The following is a 23,923-nucleotide window of genomic DNA, read 5'->3' as shown; positions in this document are numbered from 1 at the left end:
CCAAACCGAGAATAATTAGGCGCTAGAATAAGCCCAATTGCGGGGCATTAATACTATCAAAATCGAGCCCAATGAACGGAAGAATTGCATCTGCAACTGGTCGTAATTGTTTGTTGATATAGTGCTGATAATCGATGGTGCTTTTAAGATATTCGGCAGGTTCTGGACCATTTAGGGTAATAATATATTCGATACGGCCTCTATTTTGGTACTGAAGTGGACGTCCAAGTTTAGTATTAATTTCATCAGCCAGCCTTGCCGCTTTTACTTGCGGAGGGATATTTTTTTGATAATCGCTGAGCTTGCGTCGCAGTCTTTTTTGGTAGATAAGCTTATGGTCAAAATCGCCATTCATGGTTGCTTCAACGTATTGACGGATATATTCACATGGGTCAGCACCATGAAAAACCAATTTATATAGCTCTAGTTGAAATTCTTGGGAAAGTGTTGTCCAGTCGGTGCGCGCACTTTCTAATCCTTTAAAAATAATTTGTTCATTCGTGTCTTCACCAATTAATCCTGCGTATCTTTTCTTTGAACCAGTTTCCGAACCTCGAATGGTTGGCATAAGAAATTTTCGATAATGGGTTTCGTACTCGATTTCTAAGCAGGACGTGAGTCCGTAATGATCTTGTAAATGTGTCGTCCACCAACTATTGATATAATCCACTAACTGTTTGCCGATTTTATTAGCTTCAGAATGGGGTAAAGCTTGTTGTAAGGAAATAAAAGTTGAATCAGTATCGCCATAAATAACGTAATAACCTTTTTCTTCTACCAATTGTTTTGTTTTTTTCATTATTTCATGACCGCGCATAGTGATTGAAGAAGCGAGGCGAACATCAAAAAAGCGGCATCCAGCTGAGCCTAAAACACCATAGAATGAATTCATTATGATTTTTATTGCTTGAGAGAACGCTTTATTGTTGTTTCGTTTCGCGCTATCTCTAGCTGTCCATAAATCACTAATCATCTTAGGTAAGAAATGCTGACTTCGGTGGAATTGGCCCCCGACATAACCTTCAACTGCTTGGTTATCTTTGGCTCCAACCTCAATTTTTAGCCCCTCAATGAGCCCTAAAGGATCGATCAAAAAGGAGCGAATAATTGAGGGGTAAAGACTCTTATAGTCGAGTACTAATACTGAATTGTATAGACCGGGCAAAGAATCCATCACATAACCACCTGGGCTCGGTTGCCAATTATCTGCATGCAGATTAGGGGCAACGTAGCCAGCACGATGCAACTGAGGTAGGTATAAATTAGTAAACGCGGCGACAGAACCGCCCATTCGATCCAATTCAACTCCGGTTAATCGTGAGCGTTCTACAACAAAATCAATTAGCTGGGTGTGCTCAAATATTCGATTCACCAATACACAATCTTGTAAATTGTACTTAGCCAATGCTGGTTTGTCGTGTTTAAACATATGGTTTATTTCAGCCATACGATCATGAACGTTATGGATCGCTTTACCTTCAGAAAGAAGTTGCTGGGATACCGATTCTAATGCCCATGAGCGAAAAGAGTAGGTCGCGCTTTTAAGTGTATCAATACCGTCAAGTACAACGCGTCCGGGAATAGAAATGAAACCCTGTTGAGTTTTGCTAGATACCCTAAAATAGGCGTTTTGATTTGCTCGACCTATGCTTAGCTTGAGTCCATGCACTTCTGCTCGTCTTACTAGCAATTTGAAATCAAAGTCGATAACCATCCAACCGAGAATAAGGTCGGGGTCGTAGCGAGAAAACCATTCAATAAGTGCAATTAATAATTGTTTTTCATTTTCAACCCATTGAACCGGCGTAGAGCAAGGCTCTGGTGAACCAATCATGATAACTCTGTTATCCAAAGTAGAAGCTAGGCCTACAGAATAAAGCTCCCCTGTTTGGGAACATTCTATATCAAGCGAAACGTAACTAAGTTTAGGCTGAAAATCTCCTTTACGGCACTTAGCTTGGGTTACTTCAACATAACTATGGTGATTTTGATTGTCATTCTGTTTAGACGGCGCAGATCGATTACGAAAAACACCAGTAAATTCAACACTACCGCGTATGAACCGCTCCATAAGATATCGTTCTGTTAGACGAATATCGGCTTCGATCGTATCAACGCCTTTCGCTTTGCATTGTGCGATCAGTTGATTTGAAATATGTTGCGTTGGACAGTAGCAAGCCACGATACGATTCTGTTCGAAATCAAGCAAAGATAACGATTTAAATTCCACATGAAAATTGAGATGACCACACAGAGATTCTACATTGGCCAAATCTTCTTGCTTTATGAAGAATAGGACTCTTTCTCCTTGAATCTTTATTTGGGTCGGCCCGCTATCGGTATTCAACCAGAGTTCAATTTGTGTTGACCCGTTGATGTCGCGAGCATGGCGTGTGAGTATAAAGCCCTTATCTAGATTCAAGTTATGACCTTGTGTGCTTAATATAGTTGGATAGTCGCAATTAAAGTTGGCAAATAGCCAGTTGGTAGAGTAATGTTACCTGCGTTGCGCGTTTAGAGCTAAAAAATAAACGATATTTTAGTGAGTTGCTAAGCAATATTACTAATAATTAATCGAAAGTTTGCGCTAGGCCTATATGGCAAATAAGTAATATTACGTAATATAAGTATTCTTAAGTAATATAGGTTAATATCATTATCGTATAGCGTTCAGTACTCAGGTTGAGTACTGAATTGTAAATGTTAGTTGTGTGGAGATACAAGTTTGATAAATGTTTTCCTTGTAGATGATCACGAGCTGGTTCGCACAGGGATAAGACGTATTATAGAAGACGTCCGTGGTATGAACGTAGCAGGGGAAGCTGAAAGCGGTGAAGAGTCTGTAAAATGGTGTCGTAGTCATCATGCTGATGTCATCCTTATGGATATGAACATGCCAGGTATTGGCGGTTTAGAAGCGACAAAAAAAATAATACGCTTTAATCCAGATATGAAGATTATTGTGTTAACAGTACATACTGAAAATCCTTTTCCGACCAAAGTGATGCAGGCAGGTGCGTCTGGTTACCTAACCAAAGGCGCAGCACCCGACGAGATGGTGAATGCGATTCGTATGGTAAACAGTGGCCAGAGATACATTTCACCTGAAATAGCCCAACAAATGGCATTAAGTCAATTTTCTTCTGCTTCTGAAAATCCTTTTAAAGATCTTTCTGAGCGAGAATTGCAGATAATGCTGATGATCACTAAAGGGCAGAGAGTCACTGATATTTCAGAACAATTGAATCTTAGCCCTAAAACGGTAAATAGCTATCGCTACCGTTTATTCAATAAATTGGATATAAATGGTGACGTTGAGTTAACGCATTTAGCCATTCGTCATGGAATGTTAGATACCGAGTCGTTGTAGTGCCTAGTTGTTTTGATTCTGGCTCTTTTTTAAAGACAGTAACCAGTCAGCCCGGTGTATACAGAATGTATAACACCGCGTCTGACATTATTTATGTTGGCAAAGCTAAAGACCTCAAAAAGCGATTAACCAGTTATTTTCGTAAAAACGTTGATGGTGAAAAAACTCGAGCTTTAGTCAGTCATATTGCTAAAATCGACGTTACGGTGACTCACACTGAAACGGAAGCATTGATTCTTGAACACAATTATATTAAGCAGTATTTGCCAAAATATAATGTCTTGCTACGTGACGACAAATCCTACCCTTATATTTTTATAAGTGCCCACAAACATCCAAGAATTTCCTCACATAGAGGAGCCAAAAAACGCAAAGGCGAGTATTTTGGACCGTACCCAGAATCTTCAGCGGTTAGAGAGACATTGCATCTCATTCAAAAAATATTTCCCATCAGGCAATGTGAAGATACCGTTTATGCGAACCGCACAAGGCCTTGCTTAATGTATCAGATAGGTCGGTGTGCGGCACCTTGTGTTTCGAGCATTATTAACGATGAGCAATACGCAGAGTTAGTCTCTCTGGTTCGGTTGTTTTTGCAAGGTAAAGATAATCAGGTTATCTCTGAACTTGTCGACAAAATGGAACAAGCAAGTGCTTCACTACGTTTTGAAGATGCTGCAAAATTGCGTGACCAAATTCAAGCAATTAGACGTATACAAGAACAACAATTTGTATCAGAAGATAGTATGGACGATCTTGATATATTGGGTTTTGCCCAAGAAAATGGTCTTGCGTGCATACACATATTAATGGTACGACAAGGTAAAATTTTAGGTAGTCGCAGTCATTTTCCTAAGATCCCAAATAATACTGAGTCTGAAGAGGTGTTTTATAGTTTCCTGAGTCAGTACTATATAGGACATAACGAGGCTAGAACGATCCCCAGCCGAATTATTTTAAACCAAGGATTACTTGCAGATAGTGAACCTTTGCGACAAGCACTGTCTAGTTTAGCGGGTAGAAAAGTGCATTTTGACCAAAAACCCAACGGTGCTCGTCGTCAGTATTTAAAACTAGCGAATACTAATGCTCTTACTGCAATTACTAGTAAAATAAATCATAAAATGACGATAAAGCAACGGGTCACAGCACTGCAAGATGAATTGGGTATCGATTCTATTCGGCGTATGGAATGCTTTGATATTAGTCATACTATGGGTGAAAGTACCGTCGCATCTTGTGTTGTGTTTAACCATGAAGGGCCGATGAAACACGAATATAGACGTTATAACATTACTGGAATTACCGGCGGTGATGACTACGCAGCGATGGGACAAGTTCTGGACAGACGGTATAGCAAGCAACTTGACGTTGATAAAATTCCCGACATTATTTTTATTGATGGTGGCAAAGGGCAACTGAACCGTGCTTATGAAATAATTTCTTCCCATTGGCAAGATTGGCCTAAGCGTCCACGTTTAATTGGTATCGCTAAAGGGGTGACAAGAAAGCCAGGGTTAGAAACGATGATTACAATAGAAGGACGCGAGTTTAATATGGCGAGCGATGCGCCTGCGCTTCATCTTATTCAACATATACGAGATGAGAGCCATAACCATGCAATTGCTGGCCATCGAGCGAAAAGAGCCAAAACTCGTCGAGTCAGTCCGCTAGAAGGAATTGAAGGTATCGGGCCTAAAAGAAGGCAAGCCTTACTCAAGTACATGGGTGGGTTGCAAGAATTAAAGCGGGCAAGTGTTGAAGATATAAGCAAAATACCTGGAATTAGTATTTCTTTGGCAGAAAAGATACATCAATCATTGAAAGAATAAGTATTTTCGCGCAACATAAGAAAGCAATCTATAAGAGCTAATTAACCATGCGTTATACCATACCAAATATTCTTACTTTATTACGACTAGTACTTATTCCAGTGTTAGTTGTTATTTTCTATCTTCCCTATACTTGGGCACCCTTCGCCGCTGCTATGGTGTTTTGGTTTGCCGCTATTACCGATTATTTTGATGGTATGTTAGCACGTAAGCTAGGGCAAACCTCTAGATTTGGCGCTTTTCTCGATCCAGTAGCAGATAAAGTCATAGTTGCTACCGCCTTGATTTTGATTACTGAATATTATGGCAGCATCTGGATCACTATACCCGCGCTAACTATGATCTCTCGCGAAGTTATTATTTCTGCATTGAGAGAGTGGATGGCAGAGATCGGTAAACGAGCCAATGTGGCGGTGTCCTGGATAGGCAAAGTAAAAACCATGACACAAATGACAGCTTTATGGTTATTGATATGGCGTTATGATGATTGGATGGTATGGTTGGGGTATGCTGCACTCTATGTGGCTATGTTCTTGACTTATTGGTCTATGTTCCAATATTTAGCCGCAGCGAAGGATGATCTTTTAGATAAAGAGAACCAATAGAACCTAAATAACTTAAGAGAAAAGCGAGCATAGGCTCGCTTTTTTTACTTAATAAACCCGAGGTATTTTTTCCCTTTTAAATAAATCAGGTTTTCTTTCCAATTTAGAAGCAATTATGCTTTTAAAATAAGCAATTAAAGAATAATTGATCGCAAAGTAGTCAAACGATCTAAAAAACGAAAATTAGTGTTGACTCAACTCAATGAATCCGTAAAATGCGTCCCGTACTCAAGGGGAACTGAACTAAGCTTTAACAAGCAATTAGTTAACCGATAAGAATACGGCGCGTTGGCAGAGTGGCTATGCAGCGGATTGCAAATCCGTGGACCTCGGTTCGATTCCGGGACGCGCCTCCATTTTCATTGTAGAAAATGATATGCGACACTAGCTCAGTTGGTAGAGCGCAACCTTGCCAAGGTTGAGGTCACGAGTTCGAACCTCGTGTGTCGCTCCAGATAAAAATAAAAAAGCCCTAACATTAGTGTTAGGGCTTTTTTATTTTTATATTTACCAACTTAGACATGGTTTTAAAAAAACAACGCCTCTTAAGGAAAAATAGACTCAAGAGGCAAGGAATAACATTCTGTGCTGAATAAAATGACGGTGTTTGTCGGGTTTTAAGCCGCTTCAATAGTTGAGATAAGGCTATTATCCGAACCAAACTCATTGCTTACATAGTCATCTGCAGCGTGGTCATTTTCCCAAGTTTCACCGTCGATTAAATAGCGAAATTGAAAAGTCTGTCCTTTAGGTAAACGAAGTTTAAGTGAATACACTTTATTTTTTTTGTTAAGTTTTAATGGAGTCGCTTGCCAATCATTAAAGTCGCCAGCAATCCCAACAGTCGTTACGTCGCCTTGTGGCCATTCGAATGTGACCTCAACTTCATCTTTAGTTTTAAAAAAACGCTTCTTTAACATTATTTATCCTATAAGTACCGTGCGAATGCCTAATTTGTAGACGATTTTGTGATGTAGTTCAAGCGTTTTTGCTAGATTATCCACTATTTATGTAAGGAATTTTTAAGGTTTATCGCGAAGGAAAGTTGCTTAACTACATTAACTAATTGGTAACTATAGACATATTATTATTTGCAACGAACAATCGATATCACAAAAAAATTAATGGCTAGATTATCAATAATGGGCACTTTGTGGTGTAATCGTTAAATAATTCTCTTTAATATTTGAATTCTCTACTTTGGAAGGTTGCATTGTCTACACACTATTTAACAAAGACACTATTTAGCAATAAGCGGTACCAGCAATCTGCAGAGAAGGCCGCGCAAAAGGTTACTGAGCAGACCTTAATAAGGCATGCAAAATGGCTTGTTAGTATGAAATATCTAATGGAACAATCAGATATTGACACCGTTCTCAGTGCGCAAGGTGAATATTGCGACCCGGTTATTTTCGAAGAGAAACAGCGTATAACAGAAAACCAGCGAGTGCTGCTTCAATGTGAAAAACTCAAAGTTATTCAACGTAGAGAGCAAATTGAAGAACGACAACTAATATTAGACAAAGTGGTGACACGTGTTTCGATGAAAACCGAAAATCTAATGATTGAACGTTTGGTGTCGATGAGTGTGCCTAAACTACTATGGTCATTTCCTGCTTTTGAACATTTTGCGTCATTTGCTTATTCGCCCACGCTTAATTTTTCAAAGTTAGGCACATTGACAACACTTAGTCCGTCATTAAAGTCGAATATTCTAGATTTGGTCGGTAATGCTAAATTTTGTGAGTTACTAGGTAAAATGCCAAAACACATTAATGACCCGCAAATGGCGATTGGCATTATTGGAATTGAAAATTGCCGTAGATTGTTTCCCGTTTTAATGGCTAAACCGTTACTTCGATGGGCGGACAGCAATACTAAGTTAATTGCACCTAAATTATGGCAGCAATTGATAATTACTGCCAATGTTACTCGTATGAGATTAGCAGCAGCGGGTTATAAAGAGCCTGACGAAGGTGTTTTACTGGGTGTAATTCGTTCGTTGTCTCAAATTGCTATTTGTAACTATTTTTCTCAAATCTTTGAAGATGCGTTAGTGTCAATTATGAAAGAATGTCGCGAGAGTGATGATATGGAATCATACTTTGCTTGTTCGGAGGTGAAACCTACTTTATCGATATTGCCGAATGTGATCTATAAATTAGATAGAGTGTTAACCAAGAACATCGTGGAGCACATCGAATGGGATCCTAAAGTCTCTCATTTACGTAGCGCTTTATTGGAAGACGCGTCGAATAAACCGATTCTCGAACGTAGCTTGCACGGTGTGGCGTTAGGTCAGGGGAGAGCTTATGCGATTTATGATATGTTGCAAAAAAGCTCTGTATTTGTTGAAAGTCATACACCGTATTGGTTTGCAAATGCACAGTTGGATGTTAAAGCGTTGCGACAGCTAAAAAATAGTAGCCCAGGTAAGTTAACGCTTTCTATGTAGTTTTTACATAAAATGTTGAATAATTAAGCCTTGAGATTAAAAAGTGACCATACAGTTAAAAAGTTCATAATTTTTAGTTGACTCATTTTCTGAATACAGTAAAGTACAGCCCTGTTCTGAAGCGAAACATTAGCGCTTTGGAAAAATAAATTTGCGATATTGATTAGTCAGTATCTTGATGGTGTCTAACTAAAATCAGTTAGTAGCACAGCAATAAAGAATTGCGTGCCCTGGTGGTGGAATTGGTAGACACAAGGGATTTAAAATCCCTCGGCGTTCGCGCTGTGCCGGTTCAAGTCCGGCCCGGGGCACCATCTATAAAGTCTATACTCATTGAGTATAGCAATGCGACACTAGCTCAGTTGGTAGAGCGCAACCTTGCCAAGGTTGAGGTCACGAGTTCGAACCTCGTGTGTCGCTCCAAATCGCCTAAGTAGGATCTCATTTCTACAAGCAAAAATAGAAGCCTTAGCAGAAATGCTAAGGCTTTTTACTTTCTAAACCACGAGCTATCTATTCCACAAGTTAATTCTTGTAAAACCTGTCCTAATGAATAAAACGGCTAAAGGCAATGCTCTAATTGGGCAAGTTATCTGAGCCCCGTTTTTTATGACTCAATTTGTATATAAACAAACGTTTAAGCCTTTAGGCTTATTTACGCATATTCATCAGTAATACCTAACAGAAGAGTTATTACAAGGCGGTGATAAATAATGCTAGTTAGCCAATGTTTTCTTACCACAAAAATAACATTGCTAACGGAAAATTTGTTAACTTATATGCTCACTGATTAAGCAGATCGTTGGCACAATATACTGATGGGCTCGTTTTTTAAGCGGTTGAATCAATTGGCTAACATTTTTTGTTGACGCGTTCTGAAAATCGGTTAAAGTACTCAACGTTCTCAGAGAGAAGTTCTGAAAACCCAAATTTTGTAGCATAGGTTTTACCGATGCTTAGATGGTGTCTTACTTTTCAGTAATCCGCATCGCAATAAGAAATTGCGTGCCCTGGTGGTGGAATTGGTAGACACAAGGGATTTAAAATCCCTCGGCGTTCGCGCTGTGCCGGTTCAAGTCCGGCCCGGGGCACCATCTTTAAAAAAGCCTCTGCATTTTTTGCAGAGGCTTTTTACTTTTTCATCGGTGATATTTTACCACTTCAGTTCTGTTTAACCTTAACCTCAATAGTAATGACCTGATTAGTTATTGCTGCAACGACATTTGATTTTCTTGTAGCATTAAATTGCAGGGGCTTTCGGACATTTTCATCGAATCAATAATATCTCTGTCTAGTGTTTCTCTCACCTTTAATGTCTCATTGTAACTCTCAATTCTATAACTATTATTTAAAATCATCTTTTTAAAGCCATCAAGCTCTGTAGCATCAAATCCATTACTAAACCAACATTCAATCGCGTTCTTTTCTTCTAGATAAATTGAATACTGTTTTGAAATACGACCTCGGCCTCGTTCTTTTGCTATTGTATCAATCACATTAAACATTTGAATATAGCTAGCGCGCTTAATGGGTGCCTCAGGAAATTTGTGACCAATATAGACTTCTATGTCATCTCTTATCCCATTGCCGTTGCTGTCGATTTCTACTGCGTCTTTAGGTAGGGTTTTAAGGAAATAACGTGTATCAACCAGTTTAGTCTTGTTATTTGCTATCAACTCATCAGTCAGTTCCTCAACTGATGGCTGCGTTTGTTCATCTATTAAATTCAAAATAGAGTTTGGTCTTAATGCTTGTGAGCGTTCGGGTTGAAAAATTAACACGATCAAACAGACAAGAATGATCGCAATTAAGACATAAATTAGATACTTGAATACTTTCATACAGTCTAGAGAATTTTTTACTGGAAAATTATAAATCCGAGTCTATAACATGGCGTATGACTATTCTAGTTGAGAAAGTAAAATTTGAGTTTCTCACATCTAAAAGTTTAATTAATACAACTTATTATATCGTCAATTATATTAGTAAATACTGTCAAACTATCATTGTATATTTGGAAAAATCGAGGTTTTTTAGATAAATAATGCTTACTTAGTTACGCTTGTTGCGCATGATTACTACTTGGTTTGTCTTAATTATAAGATTTCGTAATGGTTTGTTGATAAAGATAATAATAATTGAGATTTTATATGCTGATAAGACGGAAGAGCTGATAGTATGGTTCGCTTGTTAAAGTAGCTCGTAGTTTGTTCAAGCAACGAAATGGAATTTCAGTTCGCTAACCGCAAAGCTATCAATGATTGGATTTATAACTAACAATGCCCCAGCAAAATAATAGTCGTTTTATCAGCATGTTTGATTCAGCAGTAGAAGGCCTTTGGATCATGGATGTTGATGGAAAAGTCTCTTTCTATAATTATACCTTTTATCAACAATTCGATCTGGTTCTTGATAATTCTACCCTCGATGATTGGTTAGCATTAATACATCCTCTCGATCAGAAAATATTTTCAGCCCAAGTTGATGAACATATTGATGAGTCAGATTCGGAAGAACGGGTTCAGAGTCAATATCGGGTGAGAAAAAAAGACGGCAATTACTGCTGGATAGAAGCGACAGGTGTAATGAAGGAAGATCATTCTGGCCGTTTTATGGTAGGTAACCATCGTGACATTTCTGAACAAAAGCTATTAGAGTCCTATATCAAGCAGTTGGCCTATTACGACAAAGCCTCTGGATTGCCTAACAGCGACAAATTGAAACAAGATCTATCTGAAACAGATTCGAATTATATCTTAGTTCATATACACCTTGAGAAGATTAAATCATACATTAATCAATATGGCGAAGACTTCATTAGCAAGATACTGAAGCGTGTTATTGTCTGCCTAAAAGCGTTTGAAAGTTATCAGTGCCAGTATTATCGAAATTCTATGAATACATTTTCGGTACTTATACACAGTGCGATATCGGAAAATCAGCTTGCAGATATGTGCCAACAATTTGTTGCTGATTTTCGTGAAATGTCACGTGCTGATGGTCAATTTTTTGCTGGTGATGCATTTGTAGGCGCTTATCCATGTACAGACAGTAATAAATCTGCTGAAGAAGTAATCAGCTGGGCTGCTCAAACGTGTGAATATGCACAAAGACATGAAGCGGCACATTGGGCAATAAGCAATCGCGAGGTTCAGAAAAAGGTCGAGCGGTTCTTTTATATAGAAAGTAAAATTAAAAGTGCTATAGAAGAAAATGAAATTAGCATTCGTTTACAACCCATCGTATGTGCTGAAACATTTCGTATAACGAGTTTTGAAGCATTGGCCCGTTGGGAAGAGTGTGAAATAGGAGAAATATATCCTACCGAATTTGTTCCTGTTGCCGAGCGGAAAGGTTTAATCGATCTACTGGGTGAGTACGTGTTAATCAAAGCGTGTAAGTTCCTTTCTGCATATAATAAGAAATGGGGCAGTGATGTTAAAATGAATGTTAACGTTTCTGTTTTACAGCTTTTAGGAGGTAACTTCCCGCAACGAGCTGCTGAAATTGCAATGGAATGTGCCGTTCCTGCCAACTTGTTGAATTTAGAATTAACAGAATCAGTATTACTTGAAGATAAATACCAAGCAATGGGTAAAATTAGGCAACTGAAAGCGTTGGGTTTTAATTTGTCTATGGACGACTTCGGCTCAGGGCACAGTTCTTTAACAGGCTTTTTTAGATTGCCTTTTAAACAGTTAAAAATAGACCGTGAACTCGCTCTTGAAGCGACTAAAGCAACAGAGCCATTTTCTTATTTAAAGTTTCTTAATGAGATGAATCAAGAGCGTGGTGTCTCTGTAACCATTGAAGGCATAGAAACTGAAGAAATGTTGCATCACCTAACCAAGCTAGGTGTTAACTCTTTTCAAGGTTACCTATTTTCTAGACCAATGAAGAGCCTTGACGCATTAATGCTAGATAATAGCTGGAATTTACGTTCTTTCTCATAATTTATATTAGCTAAATTTGGTTTATAAACGACATTTTAGAGAGGGCAAAAGCCACCCTCTATACCTGCTCATTGCTTGGTGCCAATAATAATTATTTATTACTCAAAACTAACAGTCATCATTCAATTTGTATCGATAATCAATTTAGCCAGAATAGCTTTCTACTCAATTACTGCAATTTAAATTGATCGACAATTTTTACCAATTGCTGATTTGAGCTATCTAGATGGTGAGTGCTATTTACCGCATCCGCACCATTGGCATTAAGCGTTTCAATCATCCCTTGAATTGCCACCATATTACGATTAATCTCTTCAGTCACCGAGCTTTGTTCTTCTGCTGATGTTGCTATTTGCGCGGCCAAATCATTTATTTCAATCACGGACTCAGTCATTAAATCTAATGATGTCATTACTTTAGAGGTTGTTTCAGCTGTTTGCTGACAACTCTGTTTAGTTGAGTCCATGCTAGTCACGACGGCTTGCGAACCTTTATTCAGTTTATCAAGCATTTCGTTTATTTCCGTCGTGCTGACTCTTGTTCGTGCCGCTAGCGCTCTAACTTCATCAGCCACAACCGCAAAACCACGGCCGTGTTCTCCTGCTCTCGCGGCTTCTATTGCAGCGTTAAGTGCCAGTAAATTTGTTTGCTCTGCTATATCGCCAATAACATTCAATACCTGACCAATTTGTGAAGTATGCTCGTTCATCGAGATAATCGTTTCAGAGGTATGCTCAACTTCATCAACTAACGCAGTCACACTGTTAACTGCTTCAAGTACGATGTTTTTTGACTGTTCAGCTTCTTTATTCGTCGCTTGAGTTTGTTTAGCCGCTGCGGCGGCACTTTCTGCAACAGAATCGGCTGTAGAGCTCATCTCATTGATTGATGTAACCGCCATTTCCATCTCTGAACTATGATCGGTTAGCAGCCCTTGGTTCGATCTTGCTTGCTCTTGAAGTTGAGAAATTTCTTGTCCGATTTTTAAACTTGAAGACGATACATCAAGCATCATTGATTGTAGGTTTTGTATAAACTGGTTTATTCCTGCTGCAATTTTTCCAAGATCATCTTTCGTATCAACTTTAAGACGATGGGTTAAATCACCGTTACCACTGGCTAAATCTGTCACTACCTGCCTAAGTGAAACGATTGGCTTAAAGGCAATATTTAACGCGATAATACTTAAAGGAATGATAATGGCGGCGGCAATTAGTAAAGCAATGGTAATTGAACGGCTCAAGGTGTCTGTATTTGCTTCGATGTAACCTTTATCAATATATCCTGTGAGTTGCCACTGCTTACCACCTACATCAAAACTATTTTGAACTGGAATAAGTTCGCCTTCCACTTTGTTTGAAAATAGTATATTGCCCGCAGAGTCAGCTAATTCAACATAACTTCCTTTAACTGAAGATGATCTCAATAGTTCTTGAATACGAGTCAGGTCAACAACAAATAAGTCACCACTGTCTGGACCTCTGGAAATGGCAATTGAAAGTAAAGGCGTGTCATTTGAAAAATAAATATCACTGATTATAACTTTTGGGTCTCCTATAGGAATGAGCGACTTATATTTTTCCATAGTTTCGGGATCTTCGATGCCACCATCTTTGTCAAATATCAAACCGTAAGTTAATTTAACAATATTATTGAAATCGGTGGTATCGAGAGTGCTATTTATTTGTGTGATGTTGATGATAGAGTTTTGCGCTAGGGTAACATCATTGTGAATATCACCTACTAGTTTATCTTTTACTAAGTTTAGTTGCGCCTGTATATTATCAGTATCAGAACTAGCAATATAACGGCTAATGAAATAGTTAGCACTAAGAAAAGAGGTCAGTACAGTGACCGAAATAATTACGATTAACAATGTAACGATTTTGGCTTTGAACGGAAATTGATTCATAATATTGTCTATGTTGTTGTCGCCAGAGAAACGTATGTTTATTTAGAAGTGTTAATTTCTAAATGAAGTATTGGTTTGATAACTTAATGTTAGCTTTAAACGTTATGCTTAATTGTAACTTGAAATAATAAATACCTTGAAAAATATGATACCAGATCATTTTTGTTTAGAGCATATAAGAATCTAACTTTTCATTTTAAAGCTCATAGTTTAGAGGTTGTTAACAAATTTAGATGATTTTTATGAAAAGTGATCTATTCAGTTTGCTAATGAAGACGATGCCCAATTTTTATATTTAGACGAATGTGATACAAAATTAATAAAAAAGTCGGCTACGGTTTACATTGTTATGAATTAAGTTCTGCCAATAGTAAAAAGCAACAATGCAATAAGCTATAATGATTATAAACGCATAAATGGATTTTTTGATGGAAGATAAGACGGACAATAAGCGCAATAGTAATTCTCCTTATAAGACGAGTTCTGCACAGCGAACTCATTTATTGCGTTGGCTGGAATGGCCAGTACGTATGCCTTGGTGGGCACTAATTAGTTGCGTTATTTTGATTGTATCGGCAGTAGTCGGTGGAAAAAACCTCTATTTCAGAGGTGATTACAATATTTTCTTTGACAACAACAATCCGCAATTACTTGCTTTTGAAGAGATTCAAGCTCGATTTGCGAAGACCGATAGTTTAGCTATTGTTATTGGCCCAAATGATGGTGATATTTTTACAGAAAGTACACTTAAGTTAATCCAAGAGTTAACCGATAGTGCATGGCAAACACCGTATTCTAGTCGAGTTGATTCATTGTCTAATTATCAGCATACCGAAGCCTTTGAAGATGACCTTTTAGTTCAAGACCTGATTCCAGAGGATTTCGACTTTACTGTGGAACAGATAGAAAAAGTAAAACAAATAGCATTAAATGAGCCGGTAACGAAAAGGTCGATGATCTCTCGTAAAGGTGATGTGTCGGTAATTAATATCACGGTACAACTGCCTGAAATAGATAAGACTGCGGAAGTTGTTGAAGTATATGATTTTGTATCCAATATTATAGATGTTCAGCAAGCCAAGCATCCAGATATTGCCTTTTATAAAACCGGTATTGTGGCGATGAATTATGCGTTTATGTCCTCTGCCGAGAAAGATATTGTTACTTTAGTACCGATAATGCTTTTAGTCGTTTTGGTGTTTTTATCGCTCATGCTTAGATCAATGACCAGTGTCTTGGCTACTTTGGTTATTGTCATTGTTTCTGTTGTTTCGACGCTGGGTATTTCCGGTTGGTTAGGCATGCAGCTAAATATCGCTACCGTTAATATTCCAACCTTGATACTTACTTTGGCCGTTGCCGATTGCGTGCATATCGTCGCGACAATGAAATATCACATGCAAAAATCCATAGCGAAAACAGAAGCTATCTTATTAAGTATCAAAGCGAATGCTATGCCGGTAATTATTACCTCTGTGACGACAGCAGTGGGCTTTTTTATGATGAATATGTCAGATTCGCCAGTGTTGCGAGATTTTGGCAGCTTGGCTGCATTAGGCGTTATGCTCGCGTGCAGCCTGTCATTGATATTGTTACCAGCTTTGTTGGCTTTATTACCTATTAAAATTAAAGCAAGTGAAAATAATACCAGTAGTAATTTGATGGATCATTTAGCCGATTTTGTGGTTTTGAATAAAATTAAGTTATTAGTCTTTTCGACCATTGTAATCATTGCGGCAGTTGCACTCATCCCATTAAATACGGTTAGTGATGATTCTGTTAAATATTTTGATCAAGAAAGCGAATTTAGAACCGCTGTTGACTTTATGCAAGATAATATTAGCGGTATGGGTAGTATCAGTATTGCTATTGACTCTAATGTTTCTCAAGGGATTGTAGCAAATGAGTTTCTGCAGACCGTTGATGATTTTACAAATTGGTTAAGGGCACAACCAGAAGTTAATCATGTATCTTCTATGACAGATATTTTTAAACGCCTAAATAAAAATATGTATGCCGATGATGTAGCCTATTATCAATTGCCAGAGAGCCGTGAATTGGCAGCCCAGTATTTGTTGATGTATGAAATGTCGCTGCCTTATGGCTTGGATTTAAATAATCAAATTAGTCTTGATAAGTCATCACTTAAACTTCAGGTAACAACTGATAACTTAGGTAGCATAGAAATGATTTCGCTAGAGAATCGTATTTATGATTGGTTTGACAACACAGACTATACAATAAAAGCCTCAAGTCCTTCCTTAATGTTTGCACATATAGGTGAAACCAACATGCGTAGTATGTTAATTTCACTTCCGGTTAGCCTGTTGTTTATTTCTTGTTTGTTAATATTTGCATTACGATCATTTAAATTGGGAATATTAAGTATCATTCCTAATATGATTCCTGCAGTTATTGGCTTTGCTATTTGGGCATTGATTTCAGGTGAGGTCAATTTAGGTCTGTCAGTCGTAGCCTCATTAACCCTCGGTATTGTGGTAGACGATGGAGTACATTTCTTAACCAAATATCAATTGGCTAGAAAAGAAGGAAAGTCACCTGAAAATGCAGTGCGTTATGCTTTTCATACTGTCGGTCGAGCTCTTTGGATTACCACGGTTGTTTTAATAGCGGGTTTTTTGGTATTAGCCAATTCTACCTTTAGACTAAATTCAGACATGGGGCAGTTAAGCAGTATAGTGATATTGTTGGCATTGATAGTCGACTTTCTGTTACTACCTTGTTTACTTATGCAGTTTGACAGAGTGAGCAATAAACGTCGATAAGCGCAGCGTTGCGTAATATAACGAAACATACACAAACAGTTATCAGCTGCTAATGATTAGACACGGATCATTACATTGATTGTAGTTATGTGTAGCTTTGATGATAATAAGCTAAATTGTACTGATGAATGTTTGTTAACGAGGAGAATAATATGGGTTTGTACAGTATTTCGCGTTCGATTAAGCGTGTTAAAAGTACAGTAATTTGTAGTGCTGTATTAGGGACTTTGCTTACGATGTCGCCGTTCGTATATGCTGACGCAGACAAAGGCCTTGAGATAGCAAAAGAAAGAAAGCTACGCGACAAAGGTTGGAAAGATAGTACTGCCTCAATGGAGATGCTGTTGAAAAATGCTCATGGCGACACGAGTAACCGCTTAATGAGAATGAAATCTTTAGAAGTCGATAATGATGGCGATAAAGGGTTAACTATTTTTGACGAACCTAGAGACGTCAAAGGAACCGCATTTTTAACGCACTCTCATGTCGAAGGCTCGGATGATCAATGGTTGTACTTGCCTGCATTAAAAAGAGTTAAACGTATTTCGACTAGAAATAAGTCAGGCCCTTTTATGGGCAGTGAATTTGCTTATGAAGATCTAAGCTCGTTTGAAATTGCAAAATATAATTACAACTATTTGAAAGACGAGCAAATACAAGGCATGGATTCTTTTGTGGTGGAACAAACTCCTATCGACAGTAAATCTGGGTACACCAAACAAATTGTGTGGTTAGATAAACAGCATTATAGACCGCTTAAAGTTGAGTATTTTGATAGAAAAAAGGCACTGCTAAAAACGCTTACCTTATCAGACTACAAATTGTATTTAGACAAATATTGGAGAGCACTGAAGCTTGAAATGGTCAATCATCAATCTGGAAAAAGTACGATTTTGAACACCAGCGAAATAACTTTCCAAAATGGACTGGATGATAAAGAGTTCAATCAAAATACGCTTAAACGAATCAAGTAGCTACTGGATTAATAATGACGAAACGTAAATTAGTAAATGGCCTTTGTAATGGCATTATTTCGGTAAGTATTGGTTTGTTATCGTTGCCGATTTACGCAACATCATTATCTGACTATCAGTTAAGTGGACAAGCTAATCTAGAATATAGACAGTTTTTTAATGATGGAGTCTTAGGTCAAGAGAATAACCAGCCATCGATTGTTGTTCAACCTGAGTTATATTGGCAGCTTGAAGATGGTGTGTCCGCTGTTACTTTCATGCCATTTTATCGTTACGACAATATGGACAAAGAGCGTACTCATGCCGATCTTCGTGAACTTCAGTTTATTACCGCTTGGGATGATTACGAATACAAAATTGGTTTTAGCAAAGTGTTCTGGGGAGTAACTGAATCTGCACATTTGGTTGATGTTATTAATCAAACCGATGCAGTCGAAGATGTTGATGGTGAAGATAAACTTGGCCAACCAATGATGCAGTTCACGTTACTCAAAGATTGGGGTATTACGGATTTATTTATCTTGCCTTATTTTCGCGAGCGTACCTTTGCTGGCGAAGATGGCCGATTAAGACCAGCGTTAGTAATAAACACAGACAAAGTGACTTATCAATCTGACCAAGAACAAAAGCACATTGATTATGCTGTTCGGTACTCACAAATGCTTGGTGATTGGGACATTGGCTTAAGTTATTTCAATGGTACAAACCGAGACCCTGATCTCCTTTACCAAGGTGGAGAATTGGTTCCATATTATGCACAAATGGAACATGTTGGCGTCGATGTTCAAGGATTTATTGGCGACTGGCTTTGGAAGTTAGAGGCAATTTATCGTGATAGCACCAATAATTATACGGCGGTTATTTCAGGGTTTGAATATACATTGGTCGGTGCTTTTGATACCGCGATAGACTTAGGGCTGATATCGGAGTTTCTCTACGACACAAGAGGTGAAGGTTCTACCGCGATAGGGCAACGTGATATATTTGCCGGTATTAGGTTTGGTTTTAATAATGAAGATAGTACCGAGTTATTGGTTGGCGTGACACAAGATCTAGATAATACCGATGTTCAAATGTTTAAGCTAGAAGCGTCAAGTAGACTAACTAATCACGTCCGATTAGTTGTCGAAGCGTGGAGCTTTGATAGTGATACCATCGTTGATCCGCTATATTCTGTTAGAGACGATGACTTTGTTGAGCTCGGGCTGCAGTACTTTTTTTAGCTGATACTAGTTTTACTTAGTCCTAATTTAAGTTGTTGATGAGCGAATGTTATTAAAAGCTAATCAACAGCTTGCACTAAATATCGATTGTTAATGTTCGTTCAGTTCAGATTAGTTAGCGTCTGCAAAAGGAAAACACGGTTTACTGTCGGTTACCGTCGAATCAAAAGCACCAATGAATGTTTGTCTATCGGTTATTTCTTGGCTACAAAAATCGACTAAGCTCGGCTTATCACTGCTTGGAAAGCTCACCGCATGCTTATTCAGATCCGAGTGATCGGCATTAATAGAGAAATCTTCGGTTTCTGGAGCGGTGAAAATTGCTCCTAATGGCTCATCGTTTCTAATAAAGCCTCTGGCTAATATTAGATTGCCTTCCGATAACATTGCCGTTGAATTGTCTCTTAGTCTTAGCTTACCGCCAATAACATTATTGATGACATTGGCACTGGTTTGTGGAAAACGTAGGTCAAGTCCCATCGTGTTATATAATGTATTATTATTTATGGTGGCGTTTTTGCCTCGATTGATGTAAATACCAACATCACTGCAATGAATAATTAAATTATTACGTATAGTTATATTTTCCGCTTCGTAAGGCGCATTATTCCTTCTCGATTTCATTCCGCCTCCACCCACAGATAATCCAACAGATGAACTAGGGTATTGGGTTTGAGATGAATTACAAATAACAAGGTTATTCTCGAAATATCCACCGTTTGCGCCGCCTTTAATATAAGCACCATAACTTACTTTATTACCACCTGTCTTAACAAAATCTCTAATAATATTGTGTGAAACAATCCAATCATTTGCATGATCAATATTAATAGGTGTGACCGAGCTAGAGGTGTTTCTAGGTGCGTTGGCATAAAAGTGATTGTGGGTAACCAAACCTGAATCAGGGTATTTATTTTTTGTGCCATTAACTTTAATTGCCGCGTTATAGTCAATGAATTCATTATGTGATATTTCAATGCTGTGAGCATTGCCGACTATATGCATAGCATGCTCACAATTACCTCCGCAATCACCAATAAAACGTAACCCAGAGATCAACCAGTAGGGCTGACTAAGATACAAACCTTCGTTTGAATTCATTGAAATGTTAACTTTACCCGGATTTTGCGCCATTAATCTTATTGGCCTAGTGCGTGTTGGTGTTGTTTTACTGACGTTGATGCGTTTACCGGAAAGCTGATAATCACCATCTTTAATAATAATAGAGGTTCCAGGAAGTGCGCTTTTAATTGCTTGAGCCAGTTGTTTAGAGTTAGATACAAACAAGCGAGAAGTAGAACCGACTAACGAGTGATGGAGGCTAAAGTTAGGGCCGACAGTGGGCCAGTCTTGGGCGTTAAAAGGTTGAGAATAATAGATAGGCGAATATAGTGCATCACTAGCCGATTGTAAGGTTGCCGCAATAGGTTTAATAATTGGTTTGTCCAGTTTTTGTGCAGCAAGCTTTAAAAAACCAGGAAGTGATCCTTTTGCAACGATAGCTTGCGTAGCATAATAACCAGCAACGCCTAAGCCAAGATTGAATATTATCCCAGACAATAGTAAATATTTAGTGACTATTTTATTTAAAACACCCATTGAACACCTTCAGTAGTAGCCTTAGGACACATTTCGTTAATTTAAACAAACGTTTTTACTCTTTCAAAATCAGTATTAAAAACCATTACAAAACACTTAAAATATTAAATCAGACTCTTTATCGTCTTTTTCAACTAAACTTTTTATCGATTTAACGATGAGATGGGGCACTAACATATGTAAAGGCATACGTTTTAAATGACCACGTACGTAAAGTATAGTTTCAACCATAGAATGTGTCGTTCGTCTATGTGGTGGGAAATGATGGCTAAATATTTGTTGAAAAGCAACATCCAAAACCTTTAGGTTTATTGGATTAGGCCGATAGCGGTTATAAAAGGCTTGTATATCGGTTGGTACAGGCATATTAAATAATTTATTGCAGTATCTTAACGCATAGAATACTGAATCACCATTACCTAATTTTTTCTGCAATTCGGTCAATTCTGACCAAAATCGCGGTTGTTGGCTAAATGTTGAAAATAACAAAAATAAGTCGTATAAATCGCGTAATCCTTTATTAAATTCACCTTCATGAAAAAGATGAATAGCGCTATGAATTACCATAGCTTGTGGATTCAAAATTTGTGCGCCAGATTGTTCTTTATTTATATCAATTGTCTGGTTTAGTAGTTCAGTTGGATCGGGTGATTTTTTAAGCGTATTGGGCAGAATATTAAAATGCAAATCGATCTCGGTTTGCCTTTCAACATGCTTTAATGGTGGAATCTCTTGTGACTTCTCTCGATAATATTTATCGTCATAATCATTTAATGCGGTGTGAACCCAACCATTTGCTTTAAGAGCCACTTCAACGCGATTAAGCGCGGTTTGAGAAACTAGAATGTCAATATCTGCCATAATACGGCCTTGAAATTCATTCAATTCAGCTAATTGATAAGCCGAACCTTTTAAATAAATCCACTTAACATTTAGTGCATCAAAAATATTAGCTAATACTGAAGCTTCATAGCGCAGTTGTTTTTGCTGGTTGATAAAAGTGTAGTTTGCTGCATTCATGTGTTGACGCAATTTATCGGGCAAATCAGCCCAAATCTGACAGCGTTCACAGGCGGCCTTTAATTGCGCTAACATATTAAAATATCGAGCTTCAGCGATAATATCTGACTGCATCACCGGTGTAAGTGACAATAAAATATCTGGCTTTGCTAACACATCGATAAGTTTAGTCATGACTACTCTCTTCACTGGTGTAGGTGCAATTGTTATTGATGATGTTGAGCAATTCGTGTTCACAGGCCTGAAAGTTGTTATATTCGATATAATGAACTTCCGATTGACTCACTAAGCGGCGAGCACAATCAAAGCCCTTTTTATTGAGTAGACCGAAGTTAAAACTGTTGCGGACGATTTCAGTAAGCGCGAGGCATTTTTCCACTGGTTCAACGTAGCACCTTTCTGTTTCATTATATTTAACAAAAACAATATGATCTGGCTTGACGGTAAGAGTGGCTTGTTCACAGCTAGAAAGAGGTGGTTTGATTAAACTGATGCTGCCTTTGTGTGTATCTATAGCCATTTGGCTAAAGTCTGACGGCTGATAATAAGCCTGCATAAGCTCAATAGATCTGTTTTTTAAGTTTATGGGTCTGGCTAATCCAACCATATCTAACGAATCTGGTGATAATAGGGCGAGCTCATCCGACAATAATCGCCACCCTTGTGAGACCAGATAAGCGCATAAAGTACTTTTACCAGAACCAGACGGAGCAGAAATAACGATGCCTTTGCCATTTTTTTCTAATGTGGCGGCATGAATAATATAATAGTTGTTTGCCTGACTAGAAATCACCCAATTCATTCCCCACTCGAGCATTGCATGAGCTTGATCTAGAGGCAGAGGTTTGAATGGTGCTGAGTGATTAAAGGTAAAAAGAGCTTGAGGTTTGTATTTTCTACGGTACAAAGGACCGTGTTCAATAGCCACGTGATAATCAATAAAATGGGTACGGTCTGCACTAAAAAGATTATGTTGGTAGTGATGTTGCAAATACGTTTGTACCGCTTTTATGTCAGTTTTGACTGAAAAATTAAAAGGGCCAACTTTTAGAGTGTATGTTTTACTCACGCTTACCACGTTTTAGTCACTTAATTATAGAGATTGAATGATGTTCATCGTCAGTAGTTTATCGATCATATCTTTTGCATGTTGTGGGTAGGTGTCGATAAATTCTAATGTACACGAACTAGAATTTGGGTCGGATTCTAGTTGAGATAAAAACTGAATAACCGATTGGTCGCATAGCATGGTTTCAGATTTCACCGGACTAAAAACTACAGCGAGATTTTTATCAACAAAAATGCATTCCTCAAGGGTAAATGATGGATGCAGAGTGAATTTATTCGACATTGTAATCACGGCTGTAGTTAACGTTGTTTTGGTTCATTACTCGACTATCGATGCCACATTAAGGCCAAATTCGAGGTTAAATTTTTAAGTGGAGTAGAGTAAGGTACATTACTGCTTCGGTTATTACCCAATGTTGTAGCGATCATATGAATAGATTGTGTTACCGCATTCTTAATATCCGTGGGATAGTAATCAGACCGAATGACATCTGGCGTTAATACACTATTTAAAAATCCACACGTCACATTTTTGTGGAAATCATCGTTACAAATGTCTGCCTCATAACGCTGATTTCTATTGTATTTATTTTGCACTCTGACAATTAGTTTTGTTTGCTCATTGCCTGCAAGCGAGCCATAAAACGTGTTGCTACTACATTTATTCTTAACCAACTTATATTTCCAATTGGCATTACTGCAGTTTTGCCAATTAAAACTATTGGCCAAAAACAGAGAGCTGAAAGAACTAGAATGATAAATATTGCTATATTCTAGGGCTTTTCTTATTGCGTATAATGAATCGTGTTCGTAAGCTTTGAATATTTTTTTCCACTGTTCAGGCGGCTGGCAATCTGCTGTTGTGCAGCTACCAATTGCAGAAGCATTACCAGAAACATAAGTGGTAATACTACCATTAGTTGATGTACCGCAACCCCAAGCCATTGGGCTTTTAACTGATAGAAGCAGAGGAGATGCCGCCACCCCTGATTGTAAAAACCTACGGCGCGAAAATCGAGATGACTGAGAATTATCCTCGTTATTTTCACCTGTGGTTTTATTTATATTATTATCTTCCATTCTTAACTCCAGCTACATACCAAACTTGCATGTATTCAAAACACTC

At 38.0% G+C, this 23,923-nt stretch carries 17 protein-coding genes and 5 tRNA genes; 13 read left to right on the top strand and 9 right to left on the bottom strand.

The window, feature by feature from the left end; all coding sequences use genetic code 11:
• Nucleotides 1–22 precede the first annotated feature (22 nt).
• The gene (locus R3X26_RS00810) at nt 23–2,422 is read right to left on the bottom strand and encodes a DNA polymerase II (RefSeq protein ID WP_317715218.1); all 2,400 of its coding nucleotides are present in this window, start codon (nt 2,420–2,422) and stop codon (nt 23–25) included.
• A gap of 303 nt (nt 2,423–2,725) precedes the next feature.
• Here R3X26_RS00810 and uvrY point away from each other — a divergent pair, with 303 nt between their 5' ends.
• The 5 genes from uvrY to R3X26_RS00785 all read left to right on the top strand — a co-directional run bounded on the left by uvrY (nt 2,726) and on the right by R3X26_RS00785 (nt 6,261).
• Complete coding sequence (gene uvrY, locus R3X26_RS00805; protein ID WP_317715217.1) at nt 2,726–3,370, top strand: UvrY/SirA/GacA family response regulator transcription factor; 645 nt, start codon at nt 2,726–2,728, stop codon at nt 3,368–3,370.
• A complete protein-coding gene (uvrC, locus tag R3X26_RS00800; RefSeq protein ID WP_317715216.1) occupies nt 3,370–5,202 on the top strand; it encodes an excinuclease ABC subunit UvrC in 1,833 nt (610 codons plus the stop codon). Before uvrY ends, uvrC begins: the two co-directional genes overlap by 1 nt.
• Before the next feature lie 47 nt (nt 5,203–5,249).
• A complete protein-coding gene (gene pgsA, locus R3X26_RS00795; protein WP_317715215.1) occupies nt 5,250–5,807 on the top strand; it encodes a CDP-diacylglycerol--glycerol-3-phosphate 3-phosphatidyltransferase in 558 nt (185 codons plus the stop codon).
• A 282-nt stretch (nt 5,808–6,089) separates the two neighbouring features.
• Nucleotides 6,090–6,163, top strand: a tRNA-Cys gene (locus R3X26_RS00790).
• A 22-nt stretch (nt 6,164–6,185) separates the two neighbouring features.
• Nucleotides 6,186–6,261: transfer RNA gene (locus R3X26_RS00785), tRNA-Gly, on the top strand.
• A 163-nt stretch (nt 6,262–6,424) separates the two neighbouring features.
• On the opposite strand, the gene R3X26_RS00780 is transcribed toward R3X26_RS00785, so the two are convergent.
• Nucleotides 6,425–6,727 carry an isoamylase early set domain-containing protein gene (locus R3X26_RS00780; RefSeq protein WP_317715214.1) on the bottom strand — a complete coding sequence of 101 codons (303 nt, stop codon included), beginning with the start codon at nt 6,725–6,727 and terminating at the stop codon, nt 6,425–6,427.
• A gap of 428 nt (nt 6,728–7,155) precedes the next feature.
• Between R3X26_RS00780 and R3X26_RS00775 the strand changes: the two genes are divergently transcribed.
• The 4 genes from R3X26_RS00775 to R3X26_RS00760 all read left to right on the top strand — a co-directional run bounded on the left by R3X26_RS00775 (nt 7,156) and on the right by R3X26_RS00760 (nt 9,356).
• Nucleotides 7,156–8,262, top strand: a complete 1,107-nt coding sequence (locus R3X26_RS00775) for an HDOD domain-containing protein (protein WP_317715213.1) — start codon at nt 7,156–7,158, stop codon at nt 8,260–8,262.
• Between the two features lie 227 nt (nt 8,263–8,489).
• Nucleotides 8,490–8,576: transfer RNA gene (locus tag R3X26_RS00770), tRNA-Leu, on the top strand.
• 33 nt (nt 8,577–8,609) lie between these two features.
• Nucleotides 8,610–8,685: transfer RNA gene (locus R3X26_RS00765), tRNA-Gly, on the top strand.
• 584 nt (nt 8,686–9,269) lie between these two features.
• Nucleotides 9,270–9,356: transfer RNA gene (locus tag R3X26_RS00760), tRNA-Leu, on the top strand.
• A 111-nt stretch (nt 9,357–9,467) separates the two neighbouring features.
• Here R3X26_RS00760 and R3X26_RS00755 read toward each other — a convergent pair.
• Nucleotides 9,468–10,103, bottom strand: a complete 636-nt coding sequence (locus tag R3X26_RS00755) for a hypothetical protein (protein WP_317715212.1) — start codon at nt 10,101–10,103, stop codon at nt 9,468–9,470.
• Nucleotides 10,104–10,541: 438 nt separating this feature from the next.
• Here R3X26_RS00755 and R3X26_RS00750 point away from each other — a divergent pair, with 438 nt between their 5' ends.
• Complete coding sequence (locus tag R3X26_RS00750; protein ID WP_317715211.1) at nt 10,542–12,215, top strand: EAL domain-containing protein; 1,674 nt, start codon at nt 10,542–10,544, stop codon at nt 12,213–12,215.
• A gap of 169 nt (nt 12,216–12,384) precedes the next feature.
• Here the strand turns inward: R3X26_RS00750 and R3X26_RS00745 are convergent, their stop codons facing one another.
• Nucleotides 12,385–14,127: a methyl-accepting chemotaxis protein gene (locus R3X26_RS00745; protein ID WP_317715210.1), complete on the bottom strand. Its 1,743-nt coding sequence runs from the start codon at nt 14,125–14,127 to the stop codon at nt 12,385–12,387.
• Nucleotides 14,128–14,555: 428 nt separating this feature from the next.
• Here R3X26_RS00745 and R3X26_RS00740 point away from each other — a divergent pair, with 428 nt between their 5' ends.
• The 3 genes from R3X26_RS00740 to R3X26_RS00730 all read left to right on the top strand — a co-directional run bounded on the left by R3X26_RS00740 (nt 14,556) and on the right by R3X26_RS00730 (nt 19,110).
• Nucleotides 14,556–16,913, top strand: coding sequence for an efflux RND transporter permease subunit (locus tag R3X26_RS00740; protein ID WP_411572370.1), 2,358 nt, complete (start codon nt 14,556–14,558; stop codon nt 16,911–16,913).
• Between the two features lie 179 nt (nt 16,914–17,092).
• Complete coding sequence (locus tag R3X26_RS00735) at nt 17,093–17,887, top strand: outer membrane lipoprotein-sorting protein (protein WP_411572376.1); 795 nt, start codon at nt 17,093–17,095, stop codon at nt 17,885–17,887.
• Nucleotides 17,888–17,901: 14 nt separating this feature from the next.
• A complete protein-coding gene (locus R3X26_RS00730) occupies nt 17,902–19,110 on the top strand; it encodes a hypothetical protein (protein WP_317715209.1) in 1,209 nt (402 codons plus the stop codon).
• Nucleotides 19,111–19,221: 111 nt separating this feature from the next.
• Here R3X26_RS00730 and R3X26_RS00725 read toward each other — a convergent pair whose 3' ends face one another.
• From R3X26_RS00725 to R3X26_RS00705, 5 genes are all read right to left on the bottom strand, one after another.
• Entirely contained in the window at nt 19,222–20,709 is a 1,488-nt protein-coding gene (locus R3X26_RS00725; protein WP_317715208.1) for a chondroitinase-B domain-containing protein, read from the bottom strand.
• 96 nt (nt 20,710–20,805) lie between these two features.
• Nucleotides 20,806–21,903: a nucleotidyltransferase family protein gene (locus R3X26_RS00720; RefSeq protein ID WP_317715207.1), complete on the bottom strand. Its 1,098-nt coding sequence runs from the start codon at nt 21,901–21,903 to the stop codon at nt 20,806–20,808.
• On the bottom strand, nt 21,896–22,798 hold the full coding sequence (locus R3X26_RS00715; RefSeq protein WP_317715206.1) for an HprK-related kinase A: 903 nt from the start codon (nt 22,796–22,798) through the stop codon (nt 21,896–21,898). Before R3X26_RS00715 ends, R3X26_RS00720 begins: the two co-directional genes overlap by 8 nt.
• A 24-nt stretch (nt 22,799–22,822) precedes the next feature.
• Nucleotides 22,823–23,080 carry a hypothetical protein gene (locus tag R3X26_RS00710; RefSeq protein WP_317715205.1) on the bottom strand — a complete coding sequence of 86 codons (258 nt, stop codon included), beginning with the start codon at nt 23,078–23,080 and terminating at the stop codon, nt 22,823–22,825.
• 44 nt (nt 23,081–23,124) lie between these two features.
• A complete protein-coding gene (locus R3X26_RS00705; protein WP_317715204.1) occupies nt 23,125–23,877 on the bottom strand; it encodes a hypothetical protein in 753 nt (250 codons plus the stop codon).
• Nucleotides 23,878–23,923 lie beyond the last annotated feature (46 nt).

This window comes from Vibrio sp. TH_r3, from assembly GCF_033101115.1.
Lineage (GTDB): Bacteria > Pseudomonadota > Gammaproteobacteria > Enterobacterales > Vibrionaceae > Vibrio.
The sequence above is the reverse complement of the archived record's forward strand: the minus strand, read 5'-3'. Positions and strand labels throughout refer to the sequence as shown.